Origin of the sequence: Paenibacillus sp. FSL H3-0310 (assembly GCF_038002785.1) — a bacterium.
GTDB lineage: Bacteria > Bacillota > Bacilli > Paenibacillales > Paenibacillaceae > Paenibacillus_AQ > Paenibacillus_AQ odorifer.
This window is the reverse complement of the sequence record NZ_JBBODC010000003.1, coordinates 75,304-98,629: the sequence shown is the minus strand read 5'-3', so window position 1 is coordinate 98,629 and position 23,326 is coordinate 75,304. Positions and strand designations below refer to the sequence as shown.

The following is a 23,326-nucleotide window of genomic DNA, read 5'->3' as shown; positions in this document are numbered from 1 at the left end:
CTATGTTTTACGGGTTTTTCCGCCATGTCCCAACTCCTTATTTTTTTGCGGCGGGTTTCTCCATCATATTCAATCTCCTATATTCTGCGGCAGGTTCCTCTGCGAGCCCCCTATATCTTCTGGTTTAATTAGTGTCATTTAACATTACACGAAAATCCTTTGTCAATCGGTTACGCTGAAACGCAAAATAAACCTCTTCTTTTTGTGAGCTATGCACAAATAAGAGGTCATCTTTGTTTAACCTTGTAGATTCACGCCTACGAATATTATAAAATCATTTTAATTACAGGGAGCTGCATACACCCATGGCGTACTACCGTGACCTTTTGCCGCCAAATCGCTACCTATCTCGAATATATATAGTCACCTTTTGCCGCCAAATCGCTACCCATCTCGAATATATATAGTCACCTTTTGCCGCTATATAGCTACCTATCTCGGTTATGTCTTGTGGCTGCCTATCTCAGATATATCTAGCTGCATCTAACCTTAGTAATCTTAGCCACTTTTACTTAGGGGGGCTTGTGCTTTGGAACACCAAATAAACAATTTATTTTAAAATATATTGCGATAACACGGCCTGCACCTCGTAAATATTTACGGATTTATTGAAGGTCTTCTTCACCGGAAGCGTGCTGCTGGAAATGTAGATACATAGCTCCGCATCCAGATCAAAATGCCCTGCCGTCTCCACGGAATAATGCGAGATGCTTTTGTAAGGGATCGAATGATATTCTGTTTTTTTGCCCGTCAGACCTTGTTTATCCACCAAAATAAGCCGCTTGTCCGTAAAAATGAACATATCTCTAATCAGCTTATAGGCGCGTTCAATTTTCTCCTGAGGGGCAAGAATTTGTGCGTATTCCCGCTGGACCTCCGTAAGATTCACTTGCGATGCATTGCCCATTAATCCGTCAAAAAGTGCCATATCTCTTCCTCTTTTCATCCGTTAAATTTAGCCACTTGCCCCCCACTACAGAACCATATTATTCTATTTTTCATATTCTATGCTGTGTAAAAATACTCTCTGACATCTTTTTACTTGCTTATTTTTTGATTTTTGATTACACTGTCATTAAATTTACTAAGAGAGGGGTGTGGAAGGAATGGATCACAATTGGACCAACAGTGTTATGAGTCGGCTACCTAAAGCGATAGCTGGCATTGCTCATGTAAATGGCGATAACGGGAGAAGTCTGTCCATTTGTATGAATTTAATAACACTACACAATTGTGAAATGCCTTTCCTGCCATCACCCGGACGGATCAGTTAACCGGAGAATGATAAGGCCGTGGGGAAATTTCCCTACGGTCTTTTTTTATGGTTTTTTACAGGATTTCGGAGCCATTTAGGGTACTGGCGGTGCGAAGGGCATTCTTAAAGGAGAATATATATGATCATCCAATGCCAAAATGTTCAAAAATACCACGGGGCACAACTCGTGCTGAATAGCATTACCTTCGATATCCGCCAAGGGGAAAAAATTGGCCTGATCGGCCGCAACGGTTGTGGCAAAACGACACTATTCCACCTGCTGAACGGGGAAGAACGTCCGGATGAAGGGCAAATTTCAATACGCAAAGGTAGCGTAGTAGGCCTGCTGGCTCAAATACAAGAAGTTAGCGAAAAAGAAACCGTATATGATGTTCTACAGCGCAGCTTTGCTGAACCTTTGCAATGGCAGCACCGCCTGCGGGAGCTTGAGCTGGAAATGTCCAGCTTTAACAGCGGAACGGATGAAACCCTCTGGAATCGGCTGTTAAAAGAATATGGCAGCTTGCAGGATAAGTTCGAGGCCGCCGGAGGTTACGAGATCGAATCCTCTATTCAGCGCGTAGCCTCGGGTCTCGGGATCGGAACCGGACAATACAGCCGACTGTTCGCCTCTCTTTCAGGAGGAGAAAAAACAAAAGTCGGACTTGCGGAGCTGCTGCTACGCCGTCCAGACATCCTTCTACTGGATGAACCAACCAATCATCTCGATATGAATGCCATCGAATGGTTGGAGCAATTTTTACAGAGTTATGATGGAACAGTGCTGGCGATCTCCCATGACCGCTACTTTCTGGACGCTGTAGTCAAGAAAGTCATCGAGATTGAAGATGGCGAGGCTTTTACCTTCCACACCAACTACAGCGGCTATCAAGTGGAGAAGGAAACACGACTTCTTCAACAATTTGCTGATTATCAAGAGCAGCAGAAAAAAATAAAACAAATGCAGGAAAGCATCAAACGTCTCATTGAATTTGGCAATCGCGGGACTCCTCCTAACCCTTCCTTTTACCGGAGAGCAGCATCCATGCAAAAAGCACTGGATCGTATGGTGAAGGTTAAACGTCCCATTCTGGAGCGCAAATCAATGGATTTGCAGCTACAGCAAAATGACCGTTCCGGTAATCAGGTTGTCATTTTGGAGGATATCGGAAAAGCATATGGTCAGCGAAGCCTTTTCACAGAGGCAAACGAAGTGCTTCGCTACGGAGAGACTACGGCACTCATCGGCGGTAACGGGGCAGGTAAAAGTACACTTTTAAGAATTATTTTAGGGCAGGAAACCCCGGACAGCGGAAGCTGTACACTCGGTTCAAGAACTGTGGTCGGCTACCTCGCACAAGAGGCTGTTCCGGAAAATAACAAACAGTCTGTACTCCGCTACTTTCGCGAAGAAGCTGGACTTGAAGAAGGTGAAGCTCGCGGGCAGCTTGCACGTTTCCTATTCTATGGTCCCGATGTATTCAAAGACATTACGAATCTGTCCGGTGGTGAATGGACCCGCCTGCGTTTCGCTGTACTAATGCATCGCAAGCCAAACCTGCTGATTCTCGATGAGCCGACCAATCATCTGGACATAGATTCTCGTGAAGCACTCGAAGAAGCATTAGAGGAGTTTCCAGGCACAGTTCTGGCGGTATCTCATGACCGTTATTTCATCAATCGTCTATTTCACAAACTATGGTCCATTGAAGACGGGCGGTTTGGAGTGTTCAACGGAAACTATGAATATTACAAGGAAAAACAAGCTGAAAAAGCATTATTAGCTCCCTCTTTTGCGGATCAAGCTAAACCTTTCTCTGCAGAACGAACAAGTTCAGGCTCTGATAAGCCTCAATCTAACAATTCAGGGAAAGAAACCAACGCTAAATCCTCCAGTTCCCGTAGGAAAAACACCACCTTCGACTGGGAAACGGCCATTGCAGAGGTAGAGAAACGCCTTGGCGTGATCGATGCCAAGATGTTAGAGCCCCTGATCAGCAGCGATGCAGTTGAACTTGCTGAACTGCAACAAGAACGTGATGCGATACAGGAACAGTTGGATGAGCTCTATACAGGATGGATGGAGACAACTGATCTATAAATTGATCTATAAGGAGATGAGCATATGAGCAACAAAGAGAAAATTAAGTTGTTATGGAAAGAATATACCCACCTTCATCCACAAACAGCGGATAAATATGACGCCTGGGCCTTTGGTGACAGTCCCCAGATGGCCGATAAACTGCTCGATCTGGTGATTCGTGGGATCAAGACAGGAACTGCTTCAAATTATGATATATTTGAAACTTGTGACGAGACGTTTCCGCAAGTTGGCAGGCACAGTATCGTGCTGGATGGTTCTGGTGATCCGCAGGCAATAATTATTACTGCAGAGGTACAAATTATACCTTTTGATGAGGTTAGCGCTGAGTTTGCCTATACTGAAGGAGAGGGTGACCGGACGCTTAAGTCATGGCGTCATGATCATGAGCAGTTCTTCACCCGAGAATCCTTAAAATTCTTAAACAAACCCTTTGATCCAAAGATGAAAGTTGTTTGTGAGAATTTTAAAGTGGTATATACAAAAGGCTAAGATCTTCAGAAAACGCAAAAGGCTGTCTCTTCCATAAGGAAGGGACAGCCTTTTGTGTATACTATAAATTCAACAGAATTAGATCCTCATTAATTTATGGTTTAGTGCCAAAATCCCAAAATCCAGCCAATAACAGAGATCCATAACGGAATGCTGATTAAGATACCCCAAACCAGCCCAGTGGCAATATTGCCTTCTGCAGGACGCACCACATTTTCCTGTTTCAATGGAATGCTCAATTCTTCTTGTTCCATGCGATCCCCTCCTAAAATATCTTATCGTCACAGTAGAGGAAAAAATGTAGACCGCTCGACCCAAAAAATTAAAATTTTGAATTTTGGTAGATATAAAGGCTCAGCGGCCAAACCGTTGTAAGTGCTTACATATTAGATATTAACCAAATTTTGAATAATTAAAAACTTAAATTTGCGGAAGTCATACAGTATATGCAGATTCTTAGTCCAATATTACTACTTTTTCCGGATTTCGTAAATATTCAAACATCGTCCGAATCTGCGCCTCTGTATTCCGCTCTGCTGAGAGCTCAGGCAGCTTATCTTCTGCAAAAAAAGAAACTTCGCTTGTCTCTACCCCTTCCATTGCCTCTCCGCCCACAATGCGGCATAAAATAAAGAACTTATACACGTGATAAGGCTCCGGTGGATGGTTATGAAATTTCTTATCTAATACAGCCAGTAAGCGAACTGCTTCTGCCTCAAAACCCGATTCCTCTTTGATTTCTTTCACAACAACCTCACTCGGGGACAGTCCAATGTCTCCCCAGCCACCAGGAAGCGCCCAATTCCCGTCCAACTTCTCGCGAACAAGTAGAATTTCATCCTCCCGGAATACAACACCACGGACATCAACTTTTGGAGTAGCATAACCCCCTTCACCCGCAAAGGAGAGTCTAATTCTCTCCTTGCTTTCGAAGGTATAATTAGCGAGGATATCTACACTGAGCTCCCGCAAAGCTTGATACCGTTCTATATCATAAACATCCTTAGCATAAGTTAATCCAGTCTGTGCGATGGCCTGAATTTCTTTGGCCCACGTTAACCATTTCTGCTCCATTGCTGCACCCCTTTTTCGGTACCTTGATTAGGATTACTGGCAAAGCATTAAATGACGCGAGAAGGCTCCTTTTTTAGCTTCACAACGGTCTATGATTGTAAATCCAGCTTCAGTGATCATCTCGTCCATCGGTTCAATCGCAACGATAACCACCCGATCTGCAATCCGGCGCGCATTCACTAGAATCGCGAACTGCTCCTCAGGTGTAATACTAGAATATAGATTATATGGCATATCTACAATGGCTACATCGTAATGATCAGTGATATCCGCAATATCCCCAAGCGTTACCTCACTGGTGAATCCAAAATGGGCAATATTTGTTCTCGCACCGGTAGCAATCATAGGGTTAATATCACGTCCAACCATGTCGATTCCCATTGACAAGGCTTCTACCATTACAGTTCCAATACCACAGCAAGGATCTATAGCACGTATACCTTCAGGATTCGGAATAGCCATATTAACCGCGGCACGGGCAACACGTGTACTAAGCGCGATAGAATAGCTGCGTGGCTTCTTCATTTGGCGGAACCAAGTTGCCTTGTTTTTATGATAAGATCCGAAGTACCAGCGTCCACCCAGCGTAACAATGCCGTATACCAGCTCCGGATGGTTAACATCCGCTTCTCCTTCAATCCGCAACCCAATTTCCCGCTCGATCACTCTGCGCTCATCATACTCTATTTTGTATGCAGGGCCCAGATCATTGGTCTTCACAAAAATAACCTTAAACGTCTTGCCGTCAAGCTCCACCTGCTCCGTTTGATCATAAATCTCAGGCAGACTATCCCCTTCATACATTACATCAATCCGCTCTTTAATGAAGGGACTGCGGCTGACATCCACTTCAACCTCACTCTTAAAAATAGCAGTCGGCACCTGCTCGCCAAAAAGACATCGCAGCTCCATCTGACACAGCGATAACTCGTCCTCTGAACAGGTGTAAGTATAAATAAATGTGTTTGTTCCACTTTCCTTATGCAATATAATCCATCCTCTATCCCAGTGAATTGTTCTGCTGTCTTGTTACTCCTGTGTGTCGTGCTGGTGGTCATAATCTATACGCGCTTTGGCGATCTTCCCATTGTTTTTGTTGACCCAGTCCACAAGCGAGGTTAAAGGTCCCAACAATGATTCTCCTATGCTCGTCAGACCATATTCCACAGTCAATGGGACTGTAGGCGTTGCTTTACGCCAAACTAACCCATCCCGTTCCAAATGGCGCAGGGTCTGGGTCAGCATCCGTTGTGATATCCCTCCAGAGCGCCTTTGCAACTCTTTGAACCGCAAAGCTTCAATACCTAAATTGACTATGATCAGCACACTCCATTTGTCTCCCACCCTGTCCAGAATCTGGCGGGTAATGGAGCAATCCTCCAGCATCGGCATGAACCGGGTGGGTTCTTCCTTTGAATGTTCCAACTGTGGTTACCTCCATGTAACTTAAGCATGTAATAGTGCCTTCTTGTCCCTCAAGCCTATTCAGCTTATCATGGTTACTGTTAGTAATCAACAACCGGAAAGGAACTAATAAATCATGAAAAAGACCATTGCCATCATGGGTGCCGGACCCGGCCTAGGACTCTCAATCGCCAAAAAATTCGGAGCCAACGAATTTCAAGTGGCATTAATCTCTCGAAATGAAGAGAAGCTGAACACCCTTGTTCAGGAACTGCAAGCACTGAATATCGAGGCTGCTGCTTTTCCTGCCGACGTATACAATAAAGAACAAGTAGCCACAGCCTTCGATAATATCAAGAAAAAATACGGCTTTATCGATGTGCTCGAATTCAGCCCGACAAGTGGAAATTACCCTCCTACTCCTGCTTCACAAGTAACCGAAGAAAATGCACAGGATGCCTTTCAGGCACTGGTTGTAGCCGCTATCCGCAGCGTAGCACAGGTATTGCCTGAGATGCTGGAGAAACGCAGCGGCGCACTGCTGTTCACAACCGGATTGTCCTCCATCTATCCCATGCAGATGATGGGTAATGTTGGCATTGCGCTTAGCGGATTAAGAAACTACGCACTTAACCTGCATGCAGATTTGGCTCCACAAGAAATCTATGTAGGTCATTTAGCACTTGGTGTATTCATTAAACCCGGCACCGCTACAGATCCAGGACTCATCGCTGATGTTTGGTATGAGATGTATATGGACAAAAGCAAAGCTGAGGATACTTTTCCCAAAAGTGTGACACCGGCTACAATCATCTGGTGAGAGGTTTGCCCCATCGCTTTTGATCCATAGTGAGTTCTCCAGTATAATGGTTCCTATAGAATGCTAAACAAGACGGTCACGCATGGCCAATAAGCTTATGCCCAGGCGCTTACAAAGCCGGTTTTGCGCAGCAAAACTTAAGGAGGTACATACTCACTATGTCATACGAAACTTATTTTTCAACCCACCGGGATGAACATCTCGAAGAACTAAAACAATGGCTCAGAATTCCAAGTATTTCTGCCTTATCTGAACATAAGGACGATGTACTGAAGGCAGCCCATTGGCTGACAGACACCCTGAAAAAAGCCGGACTTGAGAACATTGAGTTGCATCCGACAGCGGGACATCCCGTTATATATGCCGATTATCTTCATGCTCCAGGCAAACCAACCATTCTCGTGTATGGTCACTACGATGTACAACCAGTAGATCCATTAAACCTATGGACCACACCTCCATTTGAACCAGAGATTCGTGATGGCAAGCTTTATGCACGCGGAGCAACAGATGACAAAGGACAAGTATTCGTTCACCTCAAAGCCATTGAGGCGATCCTGAAACAAGAAGGTACTCTTCCTGTGAATCTCAAGCTTTGCATCGAAGGTGAAGAAGAAATCGGCAGTGTGAATCTGCCTCCGTTCCTTGAGGCCAATAAAGAAAAGCTCGCTGCGGATGCGGTGTTAGTCTCCGATACATCCCTATTGGAACGCGGTCGTCCTGCCATCTGCACTGGGCTACGTGGACTAGCTTCCCTTGAAGTTGATGTAACTACCGCTTTGACAGACCTGCACTCTGGTTCTTACGGCGGCGGTGTTCCGAATGCACTGCATGCCCTAGTATCTTTGCTAAGCTCGCTTCATGACGACAAAGGACGTGTATCTGTAGACGGATTCTATGATGGTGTTCCTGAACTTTCCCCAATGCTGCGGGAAGAATTCGTGAAGCAAGGTGTGAATGAAGATAAAATCCGCGAAGGTCTTGGATTGGAATCGTTATACGGGGAAGAAGGTTATTCCTTTGTAGAACGGATTGGCGCTCGTCCTACGCTTGAGCTTAACGGCGTATACGGCGGTTTCCAAGGGGAAGGCAGTAAGACGGTTATCCCTAAAGAAGCACATGCGAAGATTACCTGCCGCCTAGTTGGCGATCAGGATCCACAGCATATCCTCGATGCCGTTGAAGCACATCTGAAGGCTAATATTCAGACCGGAGCGAAAGTGCATGTTAAGCAAATGGAGAAGGCACGTGCCTTTAACATCGATCCGTCGAATCCTATTCTGCAAACTGCAGCAGACGCATATGGCAAAGTATATGGAACCCGTGCCCTCTTCACCAAAGACGGCGGCTCCATTCCGATCATGGAGAGCTTCTCCCGTGTACTGGAAGCACCTGTCGTTCTGATGGGCTTTGGTCTCGATGATGAGAACCTGCATGCACCGGATGAGCATTTCAACCTGGAGAACTTCGACAAGGGATTACTCACCATTGTTGAGTTCCTAAAGACTGTATAAGCTCCCTACAAACAATTAAAGCCAGGTTCCCTAAATTGGGAGCCTGGCTTTTTAGTATGCGGCCAAACAAAAGAGCATCATTGCTTAGTCCATTTATAAAACCACCATACCATTGCTATCACCATTATTATTAAAAGAAAAATCAGGCTTTTAACTGAGCTACTTATTATTAAAGGTCTTAAATAAGCGATCATTATCCGTCCCCCATATAGAATGAATATAAAAGAGATATAATCACCATATCACTTAATACAAAATATTGAAATAGCAGAGAAACTCTGTGCTTAATCACAATTCTTATCCTTCATGTAATATCGGTTTGTTAGCCAACTGTTCATGTTCGGGTTCAATGTGAATTAACACTTGAGCACGTTCAAATATGCCTTGAATGGCTAGTTCAATTTCGTCGCATAATTGATGCGCAGTAGCAACACTCATTTTAGAAGGAATCACAAGATGGAAGTCGACATACTCTTCTGGACCAGATCGGCGGGTACGAAAATCATGAAATTCAATATATCGCCCTTGAAATAACTTAATGACACGTAATATTTCGTTTTCTTCTACCTCAGTTAATCGTGCATCCAACAGCGGAGGAAATGACTCCTTTAGAAGCTTATAGGCTTCACCCATAATATACAGAGCCAACACAATCCCAATGACAGGGTCGAGTATCGTCCATCCAGTGAGGGTGACCAATAATAAACTGAATGCAACACCCAAAGAGGTGAAAACATCCGTATGCAAATGCAGAGCATTCGATTTCATAGCCACAGAGTGAAGTTCGTCTGCCTTCTTTTTAACCTTGCGTGAAACCATATAATTGATCCCCGCTCCGACCACCATCACAATAATGCCCAAAAAGGGAAGTTCGAGCGCGGTTGGATTCATTATTTTATGAACACACTCATTTATAATCCAGAATCCAGCTACAAAAATAAGCAACGTTTCAATCGTCCCTGAGATATTCTCCACTTTGCCATGACCATAAGGATGAGCTTTATCCGCAGAGCGACTCGACCATCGGACCGAGAAAAAAGCAATCAACGAAGCAACTAAATCTAAGGAGGAGTGGATCGCTTCCGAGATAATTGCTACTGAACCTGTAAGTACTCCGACCATAAGCTTTAAAGAAACGATAAATGTATTGCTAAGTACAGATAGGAACGCAATCTTTGCACCATTCAAAAGTTTCACAACCTTTTCTTAAAAGTACGCTATATTAAAGTTTTTCCATTAGGCAAATAGTATAAACAAAAAGATCCCACCAACCATTAATAGGCTGATGGGATATAAAAAAACCCTTGCATCGCAAGGATTTGGAAGTTTGAATTATGGAGCGGGTGATGGGAATCGAACCCACGCTATCAGCTTGGAAGGCTGAAGTTCTACCATTGAACTACACCCGCACTAGAAAGTGAATACAAGAGTTATTGTATCATCTCTACAAGTAAAAATCAACATTTTTTTAGTTTACAGGGAAGCGCCGAGGGGTGCTTTTTTTAAAAATATCGCCTCAAACTCTGCTGGTTGAATAGGTTTGCTGAACAGAAATCCTTGAGCTTCATGACAATGCTGCTCACGCAAAAACTGCAGCTGCTCCTTGTTCTCAACACCCTCAGCCGTAACCTTCAGCTTCAAATGATGCGCCATAGAAGTGATTGTAGAGACTATAGCAGCATTGTTGCTGTCCTCCATAACCTCTGATACGAACGACCTGTCTATTTTCAATCTGTCGATCGGCATGTTCTTTAGATAATGCAGGGAGCTGTAGCCTGTACCAAAATCGTCAATACTGATGAAGACACCAAGCTCTTTCAGACGCTTCAGCTGATCAAAGGCTGTTTCTTTATCCAAGGTCATACTCTCAGTAATCTCAAGGTCGACATAACACGGATCTAATCCAATGTCGGTTAAGATGGTATGAATCCTCCCTGCTAGATTAGGCTGAAGGAATTGCCGCATAGATAGGTTGATGGAGACGCAAATCGGCACATAGCCGGCCAGCTGCCATTTTTTATTCTGCAGACAAGCTGTTTTGAGTACCCATTCCCCAATCGGAACAATGAGTCCACTCTCCTCAGCTAACGGGATAAATTCCGCCGGAGAGACCAGACCACGTTTCGGATGATTCCAGCGGAGCAGAGCTTCCATTCCTACGATCTCTTCCGTCTCCAATAAAACCTTTGGCTGATACACCAGAAAGAATTCATTGCGTTCAAGCGCTCTGCGGAGGTCATTTTCCAGCTTTAGACGTTCCTTTGCTTTCATCTGCATAGCTGGGATATACCGGCGAATTTCCACTCCCTGTTCCTTGGCATTATGTACAGCCGTATCAGCATTCTGAATTAGATGTTCCGCAGTTTCACCGTCACCGGGATAAATACTTAACCCCATACTAAGCGAAATATGGTACTCCCCCGACTCTAAGGCAATAGGTACCTCAAACAATCGATGCAGCTCCGTAGCTCGTACCAAACATTCTCCAAGACTTGCTCTCTCCATCATAAGAAAAGCGAACTCATCCGCCCCCATACTATAAAGCTCTTCAGTAGATTTGGCCTCATTCACAAGGCGCTCAGACACCAGCTTCAGTAAATGGTCTCCGGCAAAATGGCCCAGGGAGTCATTTATATTCTTGAAATGATTAATATTCATAATAGCTAACGCTGAGAATTTATCGCTCGTTTTCTTCTCTCCAGCAATAATCATCTCTTCTACACGCTGCGTCAGACGACGTCTATTGGGAAGTCCCGTTAAATCATCATGATAGGCTAAATAATTGATCCGCTCCTCAGCCAACTGCTTTTCGTAAAAAGGTTCTTCAATCGTCAGACGATATACTCCGGTAAGCAGCAAGTAGTAAGCAACTCCGCTACACACCATTCCAAAAAGATCATCTATATTGCCACTACTGAATGGACTCATAAAAAAGGCTTGGCCCAAAGAGAAAAAGATAAGTGCTCGAATAATAATAAGCAGTGAGGCTGACTTTTCACTTTTTTCAGGAAATACAATAACCGCAACACCTGCCAAGTAAACAAAAAGAACTGCTAAATCAGCAATCTGCTTCAATGGATTCATCCAAGGCTTAGTTAATAACTGAGGCAATGCCGAGTGGCTGAAAATAAACAAAACAATGGAAAGCACAATCAACATGAAGGCTATTCTAAACAATTTTCTTTTTTCAGAGACAGACACGGGCTTATCTTCCCTGCTAAAAATAAACAACATTCCTAAACCGCTGATTAGTCGTGAGAGGGTTCGCAGCCACAACGATTCTTCAAAAGTTATGAATGATGAAATCAACGGGACGCCGACAAAACCCAGTGTATGCAAGAAATCAATAATACATATTCCACCAAAAAGAGCAGCGGCATATAATCTTCCTTTAGATAATCTGCTAGAGAAGAATAACCAGCCCTGTGCAAATATTGCAAATCCAAAAGCAACATTACAGCAGCCGACAATGAGATAGAGAGAAGAAATAATATCCCAATCGTCCAATCGGTTAAGCGATGTATGGAAAATTTGAATTAAAAGGAACAGCAAGGCGCCTACAGCAGCTGCTTGAATTGTCTTTTTCTCTTCTTGTCTCATAAGTCCCTCGCGTCTGAAAATAATATCTATTAATTAACATTCAAGTATAGTTATGTCCTATGTATAAATATCGGCGGGATAGGACTTTTAAGTTACATTTCTTTTATGGGCATTCAAATGGAAGGCGCGTTTATAAGTTATATATTCATAAATCTTGCATAAATATAAACCATTTTCTGCTAGCAGGCAACCAAAAAAGCACTTCCCCCTACGAAAGGGTTCAGTGCTTCTAAGAAACTCAAGTTTATTTGTCACCAAAGGTTACTTCTGGTGTTGTAAGCTTATCAAAAAAATCAACGGATTTATCCTTGTCTGCAGATGCACGAAGTGCCATTGCTGAACGTGGATGCTCATCAAGTGTACCTGTGATCATATAAGGAATGATATAGCCCCACTCCTCTTTCTCACGCAAAGGAATCATCAGGCGTTCAATAATATCAAGCACAGGGCGCAAGGAGTAACGTGTATTCTTCAAATGAGTTACTAACAGCTCTGTAGGGCAATTTCCTGCAGCTCGTCCCATTCCATAACAAGAAGCATCCAGTAACTCTACACCATTCTCAGCAGCAATCAACGTGTTGGAGAACGCCAACTGAAGATTATTGTGAGTATGTACGCCTAGACGTTTGTTTGGCAGATGTGTCTTGAACTTCTCAACCAGATAATTCATGTCATTGTGATCCAAGCTGCCGTATGAATCTACAATATATACCACATCAACAACGCTCTCACGGATCATTTCAAAAGCTTCCAACAATTCATTCTCCATAACATTAGACAAAGCCATAATGTTGATCGTTGTCTCATAGCCTAGATCATGGAAAGTTTGTACCAATTGCAAGGCTTTCTCTACATCTTTGCTGTAGCATGCCACACGAATCAAATCCAGCATACTTTCGCTGCGGGGCAAAATATCATTCTCATCCACGCGGCCGATATCAACCAAAGCAGATAGCTTGGTGTGACCTTTTTGCGGAATCACTTTACGCAGGAAATCATCGTCCAGAAAACGCCATGGTCCGGCACCCTCTGCTCCTTTGAGCAATTTTGGTGAATTTTTATAACCGATTTCCATATAATCAACACCAGCTTCATTCAAGCCGGCATATAAGTTTTGTACAAATTCCACACTAAAATCCCAGTTGTTCACTAGGCCCCCATCTCGGATGGTGCAGTCAACAATCTTACATTGATTAGTCTTCATAATTATCTCCCTTCAACTATTGCAATCATTATAACCGCGAATATAGCTTTACTATGCAATTTATATCGTATAATCATACTTTAATGAAGAATAAAATGTAAAGGAATTTCATCTTCTTCTCTTTAATGCTATTACCACATCGTGTCAGCGACAATGATCACAGTAAATAAGCCCTAAAAATGCTACATTACAAGAAAATCATTGAGATTGATTATCAGTCTCTTTTGGAGGGATAAAAATGGCTTCTACCTCTTGCTCATTACTGCGACTACAACCGGGTTCGACCGGATATATTCATAAAATAGAAGGAATCAACCCCATCCTGCGTCGTCGTCTGGCTGATCTTGGAGTGTCCGAGGGTGTGAGCATTCGCCTGAAAGGAAAAGGACCTTTTTTAGGACCTATTACCTTGGAATGCAATGGACAACTGTTCGCCATCCGCCGGAAGGAAGCTTCATTGATTGAGGTGAACGTGTCTTGAGTTCAATAGCACTTGTAGGTAACCCCAATACAGGTAAAACCTCTCTCTTCAATACATTGACCTCCTCATACGAATATGTTGGTAACTGGTCAGGGGTAACGGTAGAAAAGAAGATCGGCAGCCTGAAGAACGGCGCTGGCAAGCTCATTGATTTGCCGGGCATCTATTCCTTGCACCCACTCTCACGTGATGAGGGAGTTGCTGCCCAGTATTTAATAGAAGAATCTCCTGAAGCCTTAATTAATATCGTGGATGCTTCACAGCTGGAACGAAATCTGCTGCTCACGCTTCAATTACTTGAGTATGGCAAACCTACCTTACTCGGACTGAATATGATTGACGTCGCCAATGCACGTGGAATTCGCATCAATCATGAAGTCTTACAATCACGACTGGGTATAACTGTCCTCCCGCTTGTTGCAAGAACGGGAAAAGGCTGCGCACAAGTCCTCAGTATTTTAGAGAAATCCTCTGCGATTCCCGCTGTAAAGTTCAAGTTGAACTATGGTGAGATTGTAGAGCATGCGATATCTTCTATAGAAAAGGAATTACTTCCTATCAAGGACTTACCCAATCACCGCTGGATTGCTCTACAGCTTATGGAGCAGAATCCGGTTATTCTTCATTTTCTAAAGACACGTATGGACACCTCTCGCCTGCTAAACATCTGTGAATCCTGTCAGAGTGAGCTACAGATCAAAAAGCTGGCCCTGACGCTCCCCCAATGGATTCGCTCACAGCGGATGGATTATATCCCCTTCATTTGTGAGGTTGTACTTGATACAACAACGCAGAAGCCTCATAACTTAACAGAAAGATTAGATTCCATATTGACGCATCGTTTTCTAGGACTGCCCTTATTTATCTTCTTTATGTATGCTCTCTTTAAGACCACATTTGACTGGGTTGGCGGACCTCTATCAGATCTCCTCGATGGCCTGATCTCCGGACCGATTAGTGATGGAGCCAATTCCCTGCTACAGACGCTTGGAGCATCCAGCTTCACGCATGCCCTGATCGTCGATGGATTAATTAGCGGTGTAGGGGGCGTCCTCGTCTTTGTCCCGCAAATCTTCATTCTCTTCCTGATCATTTCCTTCTTGGAGGATTCAGGATACATGGCTCGGGTTTGCTTATTAATGGACAGCACGATGGAACGTATGGGACTAAACGGAAAAGCATTTATTCCATTCATCATTGGCTTCGGCTGCAATGTACCTGCCATAATGGCGGCGCGCAGCATCGAACAGCCCAAAGACCGAATGCTGACCACCTTGCTAATGCCACTGATGTCCTGTTCTGCGAGACTGCCTGTTTACGCTTTATTCGCAGCAGTATTTTTCCCGGCGCAAGAGGCCGTAGCAGTTCTGTCCATGTATGTGATGGGTATTGTGTTTGCGCTGATTCTTTGTAAGGTATTCTCTAAATATTTATTCAAAAATGAATCCTCAGTTTTCATGATCGAGCTTCCACCTTATCGTATGCCGCAGATCAAGACCTTATCGCGCAGCACTTGGGAAAAGGGCAAAGGTTTCCTGCGAAAAGCTGGAACTATTATTCTTGCAGGCTCAGCAATTATTTGGTTTATGTCTTATGCGGGTCCTGGCGGGTTTGATGTGGACATGGATCACAGCTTCCTGGCTAAGTTTGGAGGTATGATCGCACCGCTACTGGCACCGCTTGGTTTCGGAACATGGCAGGCTGGCTCTACATTGGTTCCGGGCTTTTTGGCAAAAGAGGTCGTAGTCTCTACCATGAATATCATCTATCATGCACCAGATGCTGCTGGTTTAGAAAATCAAATTTCTCAAGTCTTCACACCATTGAGTTCGATCAGCTTTATGGCCTTTATCCTGCTATATATTCCTTGTTTGGCTACTGTAGGGGTGATCAAAAAAGAAACAGCATCTTGGAAATGGACCTTCTTCTCCATGGGGTATTCTCTCGTTCTGGCGTATATCGTATCTTTAATTATTTTTCAAGGCGGACGGTTATTAGGATGGTCGTAGACTTGTAAATTATAAGATTCTCATGATGAAAGTGGGGTACCATTATGATAAATGTTGTGATTGTCGCCTTAATTTTCGGTTATTCTGGCTGGACCATCTATCGACATGTGCAAAAGGGGAAGCAGGGCGCTTGTGCAGGCTGTGATAAAGGAAAAAGCTGCTCGGCAGCATCGATGGATTCCCCTCTTTCTTGTTGTTCAACACCGGTTAACAACAAGAAGTAAGCTTGTAAAACGAGCAATAAATAGAGATTTATCGTTTAGCCTCCTTAACTAACGGGTATGTTTGTTATAAGCAACTACAGACAATACCAAGGAGGTAATTCCTATGAATACCAAAAAGACATTATTTACAACAGTCGCATTGGGAGCAGTATATTTACTGAAGAATAAGGGAACTCGCGATAAAATTATGAACGGCATTCAATCCTACACTTCCCAATCGAAGGCAAAAAAATCCAGTGGTACTGTTTAAGCTTCTGCTCTTGGATTTCAATAAAGGGGTGTTCCCTAAACCAGACTCTGGTTTAGGGAACACCCCTTGTTGTTTAGAACGGACAGCTCCCCGGATGTTTAGATCTCGCTTTCGCTCAGCAGCCACTGAATGATAGAACGAACCATGACACCTGTTGCTCCCTTAGGATTAACTCCACGTTCTTTAGATACATATGCAGTGCCAGCAATGTCTAGATGAATCCATGGCAAGCCCTCAGCAAACTCACCTACAAATAATCCGCCTGTAGTAGCTCCACCATATCTTCCAGCAGTGTTACGGATATCGGCAACCTCGCTCTTTAGCATCTCACGAAATTCCGGGTATGCCGGAAGCGGCCAGACCTTTTCCCCTGAATAGCTTGAAGCGGCCAGAAATCGCTCCAGAAACGCTTCATCATTAGTCACAGCACCCGTTGCTATATCTCCCAAAGTGGACAACACAGCGCCTGTCAGCGTAGCTACATCGATAATACGTTTCGCTCCCCATTCCCTAGCATAAGTCAGAGCATCTCCCAGGACAATTCTGCCTTCAGCGTCGGTATTCAACACTTCTATCGTTCGTCCGCTCATGGAGGTAATAACATCTCCAGGCTTAAAAGCATTGGCCGATGGCATATTCTCCGCAGAAGGAATAACCATAACGACATTAATTCGTGGACGTAAGCGGCCAAGTGCCTCCATTACTCCGAGTACTGCCGCTGCCCCTCCCATATCACTAATCAGCTCTTCCATACCTGATGCTCTTTTTAAGGAGATCCCGCCGGTGTCAAAGGTAACTCCCTTCCCTACAAGCCCCACTACGTTATCCCAATTCCCTGTCCCCTGATAACGGATGACGATCATTCGTGGAGGGTTTACACTTCCTTTTCCGACGGCGAGCAATCCGCCCATTCCTTTTTGCTCAATTTCCCGTTCATCCAGCACCTCAGAAGGAAAGCCATATCGCTCAGCAACCTCTATAGCGGCCACAGCAAGGTCTGAGGGAGTCAATAGATTACCAGGCATGTTGGTCAAGCTCCGCGCCAAATTCGTGGCCTCACCGAAAGCTAGCCCCTTCTGAATGCCTTGAGTCCAATCCCGCCCGGCAGTACCCTCTAATTTCTCTTTTATAGTGAAAACAACTGCTGTTGGGCCTGTATAAAAAGACTGCACCTGCTTATAGGTAGCCCGACGATAGGAACCAAGCATTAGCCCCTCCGTCAGCGCATAAGCAATAGAAGTCACATCCTTCTCTACGGTAAGCTCCTGTAATTTTTCCGGCACTTCAAATACCAGCTTGAGCGCCTTCAAACGAAGTGCTGCACGGGCTGTCTGAGCCCCCATTTGCCTTAGATCCTCAGTCGTGAGAAGTTGGTCCCCCCTGCCAACCAAAATAACAACAGGACAACCAGATGAATTCTCAGCAGGTAGTACATAAGTCTGATTAAGCTTGCCTTTAAATAAACCTGCCTTTCCCAATAGGCGAATTCTGTCATCCCAGCCCTCGGAAAAGCCTCCATTTTCGACCTCAGACTCAGAAATAATAAGGATAAGGGCATCACCCTGCACATTGTTGGCAACACCACTGTTGTATTCTATATTCATTGTGATTCCCTCCATTTGTTTCCCCAAACCAACACCCATTGTAACATAAGCAAAGGCTGATCTCCGCATCTGTATTATCCGCAGGGATCAGCCTCTTATTACTTATTCTAATGGATTAATGGCAAAGAGATCACAAAATGAGTACCCTCGTTGACTCTGCTGCTAACAGAAATGCATCCGCCATGATTTTTGATGATGCGGTCACTTACGGAAAGACCCAATCCTGTACCATTCTCTTTGGTAGTAAAGAAAGGATTAAATAACCTGTCCAGTGTACGAATATCCATTCCTTTACCGTTGTCAGATATGAACATACGGACCTCAGAGCCTTCTCTGCGGGCACCAACCTCGATTTTCCCCATCGAATCATCTTCTCGATCCGCTACAGCCTCCATTGCATTTCTAATCATATTAAGCACAACTTGCTTCATCTGTTTGACATCGCCAGAAATCACCATGTCCTCTTGAAGAGGATGAAGATTGATCTGGCAGCCCTTCATTAAAGCTTCGCTCTCTGTAAGGAGAACAACCTCCTTGAGCAATGCGGACACGGGTATCATCCCCACCTGCGGAACTGACGGCTTAGAGGAGGACAGAAATTCATGGATAATATCGTTCGCACGATCGATCTCGGCCAATATAATCTTGGCATATTCCTCTTTCCCCAGTTGATGCAAGTATGGATGAAGCAGTTGAATAAATCCCCGGATCGCGGTCAACGGATTGCGGATTTCATGGGCAATAGATGCGGATAATTTGCCTAGCATAGCCAAGCTATCGTTCTGGTAAGCCGTTTGTTCGATTAACTTATAATCCGAGATTTCCTTGACAGTGAACAAATAACAGCCTTTCATTTGCTCTCCGCAGCATAAAGTAACCTTCCAGTAACGGCCATACTCGTCTAGAAACTCATAATTTGATTTTCCTTTGTATACCATCTCTCTGTAGCTCTGCAGTACTTGTTTTTTCTTGGAACGGCTCAGTCGAACATTAGACAGCAGATGGGAAAATGTGCAGCCCACAAGAGAGTGACGGGTAAGCTCAAGCATCCCGTACATTTGCTTATTTACAAAACTTATAACTCCCTCTTCATCAAAAAGCATGATTCCGCTGTCAATATTCTCTAGAACATCCTCGTATGTAGTATCCACAGGTCCAGTTTGATAGGTTCTTCCCGGTAATAGAAGACTTTCTTGATATTGGCTAATCACGATACGAAGTTCCCCCTTTTACTGCATTTGACGAAGACGCTTAAGCGACATCAAATTACTATGTATTTGAGTGTATGACGAAGCCGCCAGAACATTCGGTAATCGTTGCACTTTTTCCAACCGGTTCAATTATATTCCAATCATATCCAAGAGAACTAGACAACGCAATCGGAGAAACTGTCGAATGGTAAAAAAATTCATAAAATGATTCCAAAGACATATGAAACATCACATCAAATTATATTTATCGCTATTTATTCGCCTAAATGATTTAAAAAAATCTAAAAAGGATCACGAAAAACTAAAAAGGATTATAAAAAGCTAAAAAGCCCCCGCGATTGCGGAGGCTTACATGGAAAAATGGGGCATGCCCAAAAAATTAGTAATAAACTTATGCCTTTTGTTGCAGGCGTAGACGGCGCTGACTCATCACAGCTAACCTTTTTTTCAATTCCCGTTCCCACTTGGTATCCTCAATCTGTTTGGCTACAGCTAGCAGGTCAAGCGCCATATCGATTTGATTGCGTACAACGGCTAGAGGATCTTCACTCTCGACGTTAATGACGTTCTCGAATATTGCAGTTTCGTCTTCCATGACATAGTCCTGAAAGTCCACGTCGGTAACACCATCTCCATGTGCATATTCCGCTAAGATCTCATATTCATTCTCGACCTTGTAGTGAACCTCCACACGATGACATACCGGACAAAAAAGCAGGGGAACATTATGGACTTGCGTGCGATAATGTTTTAGGGTCCCCTTTGTTCCTACCATACTCGCTCCACAGCAAAAGCTCATATTTGTTCGCCCTCCTTAGAAATAACCCTTTGATTGTTTATTATTGTATTACATTACCCCAATGGAGATTCCTCCACTCGAGGACATAATATAACTTTTCGCGCCTATTTTCAAATCTATTTAGATATACAAGATCTTTTGGAGCAAAAAACCCCCTTACAGAAAATTTTCTGCAAGGAGGTAGAAATCAGAATATCAAGGATCACTATGATAACGGTCTAAAATTTACAGATTCTTATCTCCCGGCTTCCAGTTCATTGGGCATAAACCACCAGATTGCAAGGCTTGCAGAACACGAAGTGTTTCTTCCACGCTGCGGCCTACATCATTGTGGTTAACGACTTGATATTTCAATTCGCCTTCAGGATCGATTATGAACAAACCACGCAATGCGATACCTTCTTCTTCAATCAGAATGCCATAGTCTTTAGAGACTTGTTTCGTAATATCAGCTGCAAGTGGGAAATTCAAACGACCCAGGCCATTAGAATCCTTAGGGGTATTGATCCAAGCTTTGTGGCTGTGGATCGAATCGATGCTTGCGCCGAGAATCGCTGTATCAAGTGCTTCAAACTGTGCTGCTGCGTCACTGAGAGCTGTGATTTCAGTTGGACACACAAATGTGAAATCAAGCGGATAGAAGAAGAATACAAGCCATTTGCCACGATAATCAGACAAGCTTACTTTACCAAAATCCTTACCATCACCTGATACGGTTTCCATAGTAAAATCGGGAGCCGGTCTACCTACTAAACGTTCCGCCATTGCTAGAATCCTCCCTCTGATTATGTAAGAAAAAGTACCATTTGTATCTCTCAATATACTGAAATATATTGAAATTTGCAGAAATCGATAATATCTTGTCTACTAAACAAATGGTATCATCGCACAAAATCAAAGTCAAGATTAGATCAATTATTTATTTGTAATAATTATAAACTAATAATTAAGCTGTGCGGATTGCTGCAACAATCAGGTCGCCCATTTCAGTTGTACTGATCGCTTTGCTCTTATCCACGGCGATATCACTTGTACGGTGCCCTGCATCCAATACTGCAGCAACTGCAGCTTCGATTGCAGCAGCAGCATCCTCATAACCAAAGGTTAAGCGGAACATAAGGGCCAGCGACAAGATTGTTGCGATCGGGTTCGCAAGCCCTTGTCCGGCAATATCAGGAGCAGAGCCGTGAACGGGCTCGTAGAGACCATAGTTGCCGTCACCCATCGAAGCCGAAGCAAGCATACCGATAGAACCTGTCAGCATAGCAGCCTCGTCGCTCAGGATATCACCAAACATGTTCTCAGTAACGATAACGTCAAAGCTAGATGGACGGCGCAGCAACTGCATTGCGCAGTTATCAACCAGTACATGCTCTACCTCTACCTCCGGATATTCTGGAGCGATCTTATTCACAACCTCACGCCACAAACGTGAAGTTTCAAGTACATTCGCTTTATCAACACTCGCCAGTTTATTGCGGCGCTTGCCGGCAATTTCAAAAGCTTGGCGGACAATTCGTTCTACTTCCATTACGTTATATACACAGGTATCCACAGCTTCTTCACCATGTTCTCCTTGACGGCGCAATTTATCTCCGAAATAAATCCCGCCAGTCAGTTCGCGAACTACCATAAGATCTGTGCCTTCCAGGACTTCAGGCTTCAAAGTCGAAGCATCCTTAAGACAGTCAAATACGACAGCTGGACGCAGGTTGGAGAACAACCCCAGTGCTTTGCGAATTCCGAGCAGTCCGGTTTCAGGACGAAGTTCCTTTGGATTATTATCCCATTTCGGTCCACCAACAGCACCCAACAACACAGCATCTGCGCTACGACAGATTTCAAGTGTATCTTCCGGCAGCGGAGTGCCCTTCTCGTCTATAGCGATACCGCCAAATAATGCATGCTCTGTTTCAAAGGCATAACCGAATACTTCTTCTGTTACTTTCAATACTTTTTCCGCTTCTGCTACAACTTCTGGTCCAATACCGTCCCCTGCGATAACGGCGATTTTTTTAACTTCACTCATCTCAGTCACTCCTCAAGTTTTCTGCTCTAACAGACATAGTTCTTCTTTATATTGTTGTATCATACCCAGTCGTAAAGGACAAAGATATAGATTCTATTGATCTGATAGGTATAGCCTATAAACAGTGAGAATCAGAACACCACCGTGAATGCTGAGCATATTTGCTCTTAGTTCTGAAGATGTTTACAATTACTATGAAGTCATCTATCAAAGGAGTGAATGCGAAGTGCATTATACAAAGCTTGGCAAATCCGGCATGAAGGTCAGTCGCCTATGTCTGGGAACGATGAATTTTGGCCCACAGACGGATGAAAAAGAAGCCTTCCGCATCATGGACGCTGCACTGGATGCAGGTGTTAATTTTTTTGATACCGCTAACATTTACGGCTGGGGCGAAAATTCTGGCCTGACTGAAACCATTATCGGACGCTGGTTTAAACAAGGCGGCGGGCGGCGGGAAAAGGTTGTACTAGCCACTAAAGTTTATGGAGCCATGAATGATAAGCTTGATGGTCCTAATGATGAAGAAGGATTATCCTCATATATCATTCGCCGCCATCTTGAAGGGTCCCTGCAGCGTCTTCAGACCGATCATATTGAATTGTACCAGATGCATCATATAGACCGCAGTACGTCCTGGGAAGAGCTCTGGGGGGCTTTCGAGCTGGCTGTGAGTCAAGGCAAGATTGGTTATGTCGGTTCCAGTAACTTTGCAGGCTGGGATATCGCCATAGCACAACAAGAAGCAAAGGCTCGTGGTTTTCTTGGACTAGTCTCAGAGCAGCATAAATACAGTCTGACCTGTCGGCTTCCTGAACTTGAAGTTTTGCCAGCCGCTCGCCATCTGGGACTAGGTATTATTCCTTGGAGCCCACTCGATGGAGGTCTGCTCGGAAGAAATGCACTCAAAAAAATAGAGGGCAGCCGAAGTGGCGGAAATGCAGATCGTGTAGAGCAGCACAAGAGCCAGCTTGAGGCTTTTGCCAGCTTATGTATGGAGCTGGGAGAACCACAGGATAATGTCGCTCTTGCTTGGCTACTGGCTAATCCTGCTGTAACAGCTCCTATTATCGGCCCCCGCACACTGGAGCAATTTGAGAGTGCGCTGCGCAGTCTTGAGATTGTACTAGATCAAGCTGTGCTTAAACGACTAGATGAAATATTCCCTGGACCCGGCGGTGAAGCCCCTAAAGCCTATGCTTGGTAGGTAAGTTCTATCATAAAAGGAGCTGAGGCCTCAGCAGAATCCATTCGC

Annotated in this window: 23 protein-coding genes and 1 tRNA gene; 10 read left to right on the top strand and 14 right to left on the bottom strand. The window is 44.1% G+C overall.

The window, feature by feature from the left end:
- Positions 1 to 550: 550 nt before the first annotated feature.
- Positions 551 to 928: a PH domain-containing protein gene (locus MHH63_RS26605; RefSeq protein ID WP_036680049.1), complete on the bottom strand. Its 378-nt coding sequence runs from the start codon at positions 926 to 928 to the stop codon at positions 551 to 553.
- Between the two features lie 178 nt (positions 929 to 1,106).
- Between MHH63_RS26605 and MHH63_RS26600 the strand changes: the two genes are divergently transcribed.
- The 3 genes from MHH63_RS26600 to MHH63_RS26590 all read left to right on the top strand — a co-directional run bounded on the left by MHH63_RS26600 (position 1,107) and on the right by MHH63_RS26590 (position 3,848).
- Positions 1,107 to 1,274: a hypothetical protein gene (locus MHH63_RS26600; protein WP_162636617.1), complete on the top strand. Its 168-nt coding sequence runs from the start codon at positions 1,107 to 1,109 to the stop codon at positions 1,272 to 1,274.
- 120 nt (positions 1,275 to 1,394) lie between these two features.
- Positions 1,395 to 3,356 (top strand): ABC-F family ATP-binding cassette domain-containing protein, encoded by a 1,962-nt coding sequence (locus MHH63_RS26595; RefSeq protein WP_076125458.1) that lies wholly within the window; start codon positions 1,395 to 1,397, stop codon positions 3,354 to 3,356.
- A 24-nt stretch (positions 3,357 to 3,380) separates the two neighbouring features.
- Positions 3,381 to 3,848: an ASCH domain-containing protein gene (locus MHH63_RS26590; protein WP_339281792.1), complete on the top strand. Its 468-nt coding sequence runs from the start codon at positions 3,381 to 3,383 to the stop codon at positions 3,846 to 3,848.
- 101 nt (positions 3,849 to 3,949) lie between these two features.
- Here MHH63_RS26590 and MHH63_RS26585 read toward each other — a convergent pair whose 3' ends face one another.
- The 4 genes from MHH63_RS26585 to MHH63_RS26570 all read right to left on the bottom strand — a co-directional run bounded on the left by MHH63_RS26585 (position 3,950) and on the right by MHH63_RS26570 (position 6,347).
- Entirely contained in the window at positions 3,950 to 4,102 is a 153-nt protein-coding gene (locus tag MHH63_RS26585; RefSeq protein WP_155288093.1) for a hypothetical protein, read from the bottom strand.
- Between the two features lie 202 nt (positions 4,103 to 4,304).
- Positions 4,305 to 4,922, bottom strand: coding sequence for an NUDIX hydrolase (locus MHH63_RS26580; RefSeq protein WP_076125462.1), 618 nt, complete (start codon positions 4,920 to 4,922; stop codon positions 4,305 to 4,307).
- Positions 4,923 to 4,955: 33 nt separating this feature from the next.
- Complete coding sequence (locus MHH63_RS26575; RefSeq protein WP_339281791.1) at positions 4,956 to 5,909, bottom strand: TRM11 family SAM-dependent methyltransferase; 954 nt, start codon at positions 5,907 to 5,909, stop codon at positions 4,956 to 4,958.
- Positions 5,910 to 5,951: 42 nt separating this feature from the next.
- The gene (locus MHH63_RS26570; RefSeq protein ID WP_256721018.1) at positions 5,952 to 6,347 is read right to left on the bottom strand and encodes a winged helix-turn-helix transcriptional regulator; all 396 of its coding nucleotides are present in this window, start codon (positions 6,345 to 6,347) and stop codon (positions 5,952 to 5,954) included.
- A 115-nt stretch (positions 6,348 to 6,462) separates the two neighbouring features.
- Here MHH63_RS26570 and MHH63_RS26565 point away from each other — a divergent pair, with 115 nt between their 5' ends.
- The gene (locus tag MHH63_RS26565; protein ID WP_341172258.1) at positions 6,463 to 7,146 is read left to right on the top strand and encodes an SDR family NAD(P)-dependent oxidoreductase; all 684 of its coding nucleotides are present in this window, start codon (positions 6,463 to 6,465) and stop codon (positions 7,144 to 7,146) included.
- Positions 7,147 to 7,304: 158 nt separating this feature from the next.
- Positions 7,305 to 8,660, top strand: coding sequence for a dipeptidase (locus MHH63_RS26560; protein WP_036680069.1), 1,356 nt, complete (start codon positions 7,305 to 7,307; stop codon positions 8,658 to 8,660).
- Positions 8,661 to 8,957: 297 nt separating this feature from the next.
- Here MHH63_RS26560 and MHH63_RS26555 read toward each other — a convergent pair whose 3' ends face one another.
- The 4 genes from MHH63_RS26555 to MHH63_RS26540 form a co-directional block, all read right to left on the bottom strand.
- Positions 8,958 to 9,848 carry a cation diffusion facilitator family transporter gene (locus MHH63_RS26555; RefSeq protein WP_341172341.1) on the bottom strand — a complete coding sequence of 297 codons (891 nt, stop codon included), beginning with the start codon at positions 9,846 to 9,848 and terminating at the stop codon, positions 8,958 to 8,960.
- 147 nt (positions 9,849 to 9,995) lie between these two features.
- A tRNA-Gly gene (locus MHH63_RS26550) sits at positions 9,996 to 10,069 on the bottom strand.
- Between the two features lie 64 nt (positions 10,070 to 10,133).
- Positions 10,134 to 12,260: a putative bifunctional diguanylate cyclase/phosphodiesterase gene (locus tag MHH63_RS26545; protein ID WP_076192986.1), complete on the bottom strand. Its 2,127-nt coding sequence runs from the start codon at positions 12,258 to 12,260 to the stop codon at positions 10,134 to 10,136.
- A gap of 244 nt (positions 12,261 to 12,504) precedes the next feature.
- Entirely contained in the window at positions 12,505 to 13,464 is a 960-nt protein-coding gene (locus MHH63_RS26540) for an aldolase catalytic domain-containing protein (protein ID WP_170914180.1), read from the bottom strand.
- Positions 13,465 to 13,702: 238 nt separating this feature from the next.
- On the opposite strand from MHH63_RS26540, the gene MHH63_RS26535 reads away from it, so the two are divergent.
- The 4 genes from MHH63_RS26535 to MHH63_RS26520 all read left to right on the top strand — a co-directional run bounded on the left by MHH63_RS26535 (position 13,703) and on the right by MHH63_RS26520 (position 16,428).
- Positions 13,703 to 13,945, top strand: coding sequence for a FeoA family protein (locus MHH63_RS26535; protein WP_036680093.1), 243 nt, complete (start codon positions 13,703 to 13,705; stop codon positions 13,943 to 13,945).
- Positions 13,942 to 15,954 (top strand): ferrous iron transport protein B, encoded by a 2,013-nt coding sequence (feoB, locus tag MHH63_RS26530; RefSeq protein ID WP_341172257.1) that lies wholly within the window; start codon positions 13,942 to 13,944, stop codon positions 15,952 to 15,954. Before MHH63_RS26535 ends, feoB begins: the two co-directional genes overlap by 4 nt.
- A gap of 44 nt (positions 15,955 to 15,998) precedes the next feature.
- Positions 15,999 to 16,178, top strand: coding sequence for a FeoB-associated Cys-rich membrane protein (locus MHH63_RS26525; RefSeq protein ID WP_038569228.1), 180 nt, complete (start codon positions 15,999 to 16,001; stop codon positions 16,176 to 16,178).
- A 103-nt stretch (positions 16,179 to 16,281) separates the two neighbouring features.
- On the top strand, positions 16,282 to 16,428 hold the full coding sequence (locus tag MHH63_RS26520) for a hypothetical protein (protein ID WP_172628785.1): 147 nt from the start codon (positions 16,282 to 16,284) through the stop codon (positions 16,426 to 16,428).
- A 98-nt stretch (positions 16,429 to 16,526) separates the two neighbouring features.
- Here MHH63_RS26520 and MHH63_RS26515 read toward each other — a convergent pair whose 3' ends face one another.
- The 5 genes from MHH63_RS26515 to leuB form a co-directional block, all read right to left on the bottom strand.
- Positions 16,527 to 18,032: a leucyl aminopeptidase gene (locus MHH63_RS26515; RefSeq protein WP_179086310.1), complete on the bottom strand. Its 1,506-nt coding sequence runs from the start codon at positions 18,030 to 18,032 to the stop codon at positions 16,527 to 16,529.
- Between the two features lie 107 nt (positions 18,033 to 18,139).
- Complete coding sequence (locus MHH63_RS26510; protein ID WP_036680098.1) at positions 18,140 to 19,243, bottom strand: ATP-binding protein; 1,104 nt, start codon at positions 19,241 to 19,243, stop codon at positions 18,140 to 18,142.
- 391 nt (positions 19,244 to 19,634) lie between these two features.
- On the bottom strand, positions 19,635 to 20,042 hold the full coding sequence (locus MHH63_RS26505) for a hypothetical protein (RefSeq protein ID WP_036680100.1): 408 nt from the start codon (positions 20,040 to 20,042) through the stop codon (positions 19,635 to 19,637).
- Positions 20,043 to 20,267: 225 nt separating this feature from the next.
- A complete protein-coding gene (locus MHH63_RS26500; protein WP_036680102.1) occupies positions 20,268 to 20,807 on the bottom strand; it encodes a peroxiredoxin in 540 nt (179 codons plus the stop codon).
- Between the two features lie 181 nt (positions 20,808 to 20,988).
- The gene (gene leuB / locus MHH63_RS26495; protein ID WP_076185413.1) at positions 20,989 to 22,071 is read right to left on the bottom strand and encodes a 3-isopropylmalate dehydrogenase; all 1,083 of its coding nucleotides are present in this window, start codon (positions 22,069 to 22,071) and stop codon (positions 20,989 to 20,991) included.
- 226 nt (positions 22,072 to 22,297) lie between these two features.
- Between leuB and MHH63_RS26490 the strand changes: the two genes are divergently transcribed.
- Positions 22,298 to 23,278, top strand: coding sequence for an aldo/keto reductase (locus MHH63_RS26490; RefSeq protein ID WP_341172256.1), 981 nt, complete (start codon positions 22,298 to 22,300; stop codon positions 23,276 to 23,278).
- The last annotated feature ends 48 nt before the right edge of the window (positions 23,279 to 23,326 follow it).